This is a genomic window from Rhizobacter sp. P1_G5 (assembly GCF_056405435.1).
The window spans coordinates 1-4,766 of record NZ_JBFUCB010000481.1 but is presented as its reverse complement, the minus strand read 5'-3'; the positions used below and the strand labels follow the sequence as shown (position 1 = coordinate 4,766).

At 69.8% G+C, this 4,766-nt stretch carries 5 protein-coding genes and 1 pseudogene; 1 reads left to right on the top strand and 5 read right to left on the bottom strand.

The features are described from left to right. On the top strand, nucleotides 1–849 hold an 849-nt coding region (locus tag AC1D12_RS25055; RefSeq protein ID WP_477843582.1), incomplete at its 5' end, for a sensor histidine kinase. Between the two features lie 8 nt (nucleotides 850–857). Here the strand turns inward: AC1D12_RS25055 and AC1D12_RS25050 are convergent. The 5 genes and pseudogenes from AC1D12_RS25050 to AC1D12_RS25030 form a co-directional block, all read right to left on the bottom strand. Then, a complete protein-coding gene (locus AC1D12_RS25050; RefSeq protein ID WP_477827696.1) occupies nucleotides 858–1,736 on the bottom strand; it encodes a PEP-CTERM sorting domain-containing protein in 879 nt (292 codons plus the stop codon). Continuing rightward, a complete protein-coding gene (locus AC1D12_RS25045; RefSeq protein WP_477827697.1) occupies nucleotides 1,733–2,662 on the bottom strand; it encodes a PEP-CTERM sorting domain-containing protein in 930 nt (309 codons plus the stop codon). The genes AC1D12_RS25050 and AC1D12_RS25045 overlap by 4 nt, the downstream gene beginning before the upstream one ends. Before the next feature lie 127 nt (nucleotides 2,663–2,789). Beyond that, complete coding sequence (locus AC1D12_RS25040; RefSeq protein WP_477827698.1) at nucleotides 2,790–3,746, bottom strand: sugar phosphate isomerase/epimerase family protein; 957 nt, start codon at nucleotides 3,744–3,746, stop codon at nucleotides 2,790–2,792. A 13-nt stretch (nucleotides 3,747–3,759) separates the two neighbouring features. Further along, nucleotides 3,760–4,650 (bottom strand): 4-hydroxyphenylpyruvate dioxygenase, encoded by an 891-nt coding sequence (locus AC1D12_RS25035; protein ID WP_477843580.1) that lies wholly within the window; start codon nucleotides 4,648–4,650, stop codon nucleotides 3,760–3,762. 15 nt (nucleotides 4,651–4,665) lie between these two features. After that, nucleotides 4,666–4,766 (bottom strand): annotated as a pseudogene (locus tag AC1D12_RS25030) (ABC transporter ATP-binding protein); the annotation flags it as partial.

Here is a 4,766-nt window from a genome sequence, read left to right as displayed (position 1 = left end):
GCGTCGCGCCTCCCCGTGTTCGGCCGGCATGCCGATGCCGCGGCGCCCGCCACCGGCCGGCGCGCGCGTGCGACGTTGGCGCGGCTGCGAGAGGTCAACGCGCAGTTGCTGCAGGCCGTGCTGCTGGCGCAGCGCGCGCAGCGGCAGGCAGAACTGACGCTGAGTCGCCAGACCCAGCGGATGGCCGTCGTGGCCCACGAACTGCGCAATCCGCTGATGACCCTGTGCACCACGGCCACGCTGCTGCCGCGCGTCGCTGCCGACAAGGTGACGCGCCTGCTGGAGATCATCGAACGGCAGACCGGGCGCATGTCGCGCGTGATCGGTGACCTGCTGGATGTGTCGCGAGTCAATACCGGCAAGCTGCGGCTGGAGTGGGGCGACCTCGACATCGCCGACGTGATCGAGGATTCGCTCGTCAGCTGCCGCCATGYGATGGCCCTGCGAACGCAGTCACTGCAGCTCGAGGTGCCGTCCCCACCGGGCGCCATGTGCGGCGACGCGGTCCGCCTGACCCAGATCCTGAGCAACCTGCTGGGCAACGCGTCCAAGTACACGCCGGCCGGCGGCCAGATCGCCCTCGTCGTGCAACGCACGCCGGACACCGTGGTGTTCACCGTCAGCGACAACGGCATCGGCATCACACAGCAGGCCTTGCTCGAGGTCTTCGACCCGTTCGTGCAGGAGCAGCATGCGGTGAAGTTCAACGGCGTCGGCCTGGGGCTCGGCCTGGCGGTGGTGCGCGAGCTGGCCGAAGCGCATGGCGGCAGCGTCGAGGCGAGCAGCGCCGGGCTCGGGCTGGGCAGCCGCTTCGTCGTCACGATTCCCGCGCGCGCTCGACCGGCTTGAACCGAGGCTCATGATCCCGCAGGCCTGTACCGCCAGGCCAGCACCGCCAGCCCCACCAGCATCGCCAGCCAGGTGCTCGGCTCCGGGATGGGCATCTGGTCGACCGACGACAGGAACAGGATCTCGAAGCTGCCGAACATCGACTGGTTGGACCGGTTGAAGATCGTCAGCGACAGGTGCCCTTGCGGATCGGCGCTGTAGGCGAAGTCGTCCGGCCCCGGCTGGATGCCCAGGAACGGCGCGTGGAAGTCCCGCGGATCCTGGTTCAGGATGTTCGCGATGAGCGTGATGCCGTTGCCCCAGCCCCAGCTCGCGTTGTCGCGGAACGAGAGCGTGGCCGARTTCGCGATGGTGTCCCGTGGGTTCGGCGTGGTGCCGTAGGACGCCGTCGGCGAGAGCGGCACCGTGGAGTCGAGCGTCAGCAGCCCCGACAGCGTGATGGAGCTGTTCGGGTCGAGCGTGAAGGCGCGTTGCCAATCGAGGTGGACATCCGCCGAGTCGCCCATCTTCGGGCGCGACACCTCGGAATGCAGGTGCCCCGGCTCCACCGTCACATGGGCCGACGGCGCATCGGCCGCCACCCGGTCGACGCCGCGGCTGTAGTTGCCGAACGGCTGGGTGCCGATGGCGCTGCCGGCGAGACGTTGCGAATCGAAGGAGGTCTCGCGATACGAGGTCGACTGGTCCGCCCAGTAGTGGATCGCCGTCGTCGAACCGGAGAAGGTGTTGGGCGTGATCCAGTGGCCCACGGTGCCGGGCGGGGAACTCGCGTCGGTGGACAGCCCGGTGAGCGGGTCGAGCCGGAAGTCGACGCTGACGTCGCCGGCGCGGGCCAGGCCGACCAGCCCGACGGCCGCCAGCGCGATGAGCAGGTTGCGGGTCTTCATGCGAGGCCTCCGGCGGCGGTGGGGGTGGATGACGGGTTGGACGACGCCTTGCGCCGCCAGGCCAGCAGCCCCAGGCCCAGCAGCATGGCCGCCGCGGTCGACGGCTCCGGGATCGGCGAGATGAACGGCGCCACGGCGAACGCCCCGAAGGACAGGCTCGTGAACATCAGCTCGTCGGAATGGTTGAACAGGGTCAGCGACAGGTGGCCCTGCTCGTCGCTGCTGTAGGCGAAGTCGTCCACCGACCCCACGCGCCCGAGCGACGGAGAGCCGGCGGGCAGCCGCGGGTCGAAGTTCATGATGCGCGCGATGAAGCTGATGCCGTTGATCCACCCACTGCCGTCGCCGAGCGAGCTGTGGAACGAGAGGCCGCCGCGGTTCGCGTACTGCGGGTTCAGGTTGGGCGAGGCCGCGAAGGTGGTCTCCTGCGTGGTCGCCTGGTCCGAGCCGAGGGTGGCCGTGCCGGAGAAGGTGATCGAGGTGTTGGGCAGCAGCGAGAACGTGCGCTCCCAGTTGGCACTGGCGTTGGCTTCGTCCCAGGGATGCTCGCGCGTCACGCCCGCGAGCATGTGGCCGGGCTCGACCAGCGAGTGGGCCGAAGGCGAATCGGCGGCCAGCGCCGGCATGGTCTGCTCGCGCCGCGGGCCGAAGGGATCGCCGTTGCGGTCCGCGAGCGGCAGCCCGGCCGAGGTGTAGGTGTCCTGGTTCCACGACCGGCTCCCGTCGGCCCAGGTGTACCTGACCGTGGTGGAGCCGCTGTAGGAATTCGGCGTGAGCCACTGGCCGACCGTGCCCGGCGTCGAAGCCCCGCTGCCCGACAGGCCCACGATGGGATCGAACTGGAACTCGGCGGAGGATTCGTGGGCCTGGACCGTGGCGGCCATGCCCGCCGAGACCAGCAAAGCGAACAGTGCGGATGTCTTCATCACTCTCTCCCGTGCGTTGACGCAGTCACCGAGGCGGCCCTGGCCCCCTCCTCGGGAAAACCTGCCGACCCGATTGCCGATGCAGGCAGAGAGACGTGTCAGAACTGCAAGGCAGCGGCCGTCACGTTCAATGCCTCGTTGAACTTGCTGGCAGCAAGCAATCGGCATTCCTGCTGACCGCGACATCCCGATCCGTTCTGAGCCGAAGCGCCCCCGGCAACGGCACCGACCGCTTCAGCACCGCCTCCCCCAGCCACGCCGCCGAGCGCGCGGCGCGTGCCGCCACCATCGGCAGCGGCATCTGCTGGTAGTCGTCGTTGAACACCTCGAAGCTGTAGTCGCCGCGGTAACCCAGCCGGTCCAGCCGCAGCACCATCTCGGCGGCCTGCCGGCTGTGCGCGCCTTCGCCGGGGAACACGCGGAAGTGGCGCGCAGTGTCGATGCGCTCCTCGACCGAGCGGATCTCGTTCCACATGAAGTCGGCGAGCTGCACCAGGAAGATCCGTTGCGGGTCGACCTCGTCCAGCAAGTCCAGCGAGGTCTGCATCGCGAACGCGTGGAACGAGTCGAGCGCCAGCCCGAGGTTGGGCATGTCGGCGCGGCAGACCACGTCCCAGGCCACCGGGAACTCGTTGATCGTGCGGCCCCACGACAGCGCCTCGAACGCGATGCGGATGCCGAACGGCACCGCCATCACCGCGAGCCGGCGCAGGTCGCGCGCGATGTCGTCGAGGTCGCTGCTCGCATGGGTCGATGTCGACGAGCACACCAGCAGCACGCGCGAGCCGACTGCCGCGCACAGCGCCATCATCGAGCGCGCGATGTCGATCTTGTACTCGCGCAGGCCGCCTGGCAGCCCCTCGAAGTCGCGCAGCACCTGGAAGCCGGTGACGCGCAGCCCGCTGTCGCGCACCACCTGCACCGCGGCGTCGACGCCGGCCGGGTGGCCGACGAGATCGCGTGCCGACAGCATCACCTGGGTGAACCCGGCGGCCTTCATGGCTCGCAGCTTGTCGGGCAGGCTGCCGGCCAGCGAGATGGTGTCCATGCCGAAGTCGTCGACGTTGCCGGTGAACTGGCTCATGGTCGTCTCCTCCTCACGGCGCGTCGCCGGGCTGGTCGTGCACCAGCTCGAAGCTCACGCTGCCGAGCTCGCTGTGCGTCAGCGCGCCGCGCGGCCCCGGTGCGGCGGCGGGCGTCTCGTTGAACAGCACGCCGCGGGCACGCAATGCCGCCACGCTGGCCGGCACGTCGGGTGCGCCGAGGCCGATGCGGGCCAGGTACTCCGCGCCGTCGACGTCGAACGACCCGGCCTCCGGCTCGATCAGCTGCAGGTAGAAGCTGCCGCACGGGCTGCGCAGCACGTGGCCCTTGGGCAGGATGCCGAAGCGCAGCGCATCGGACAGCGGGCGAAAGCCGAACAGCTCGCCGTAGAACGCGATCCAGTCCTCGTAGCGGTCGACGCCGATGTACTGCACCGCGCCGAAGAAGTGCAGCCCGGTCAGTGCCGGCGGGTGCGGGTCGACGCCGGGGATCGGCACGAAGTCCACGTCGTAGATCGAGAACTCGCGGTGGCGGTCGACGAAGTAGATGCGGCTGCTGCCCACGCCGTGGATCGCCGGGATGTTCAGCTCCATCACCGCCACCTGCGTCGGCACGGCCCACGCGCCGCGCTCCAGCGCCTGGTGCAGCGCGCTGGCCGCATCGCGCACGCGCAGCGCGATCGCCGCGATGACCGGTGCCGGGTTCTCGCCTTGCAGCCCGGCGGTCTCGGGTGCATGCGCATTGACGATGACGTTCATGCCGCCCTGGCGGTACAGCAGCACCTCGCGCGAGCGGTGCCGGGYGACCGGGTGGAAGCCCATGGATTCCAGCACCTGCCCGAGCGCCTGCGGCCGGGTGGTGGCGTACTCGATGAACTCGATGCCTTCCATGCCGAGCGGGTTGGCCGGCAGGCCGACGCCTTCGCGTTGTGCGGTGGTGTCCATCGAAAGCTCCTGGTGTCAGGCGGCCGCGGCGGTGCCGATCGCGTGGGCGCCGCCGAGAAACAGCCGCTCGATGTGCGGATCGGCGAGCAGTTCGCCCGCCGGGCGGTGCAGCACCT

Bases quoted from the DNA above. Each gene is read 5' to 3' on its own strand.
- AC1D12_RS25045 (WP_477827697.1), bottom strand. From the start codon at position 2,662: ATGAAGACATCCGCACTGTTCGCTTTGCTGGTCTCGGCGGGCATGGCC.
- AC1D12_RS25040 (WP_477827698.1), bottom strand. From the start codon at position 3,746: ATGAGCCAGTTCACCGGCAACGTCGACGACTTCGGCATGGACACCATC.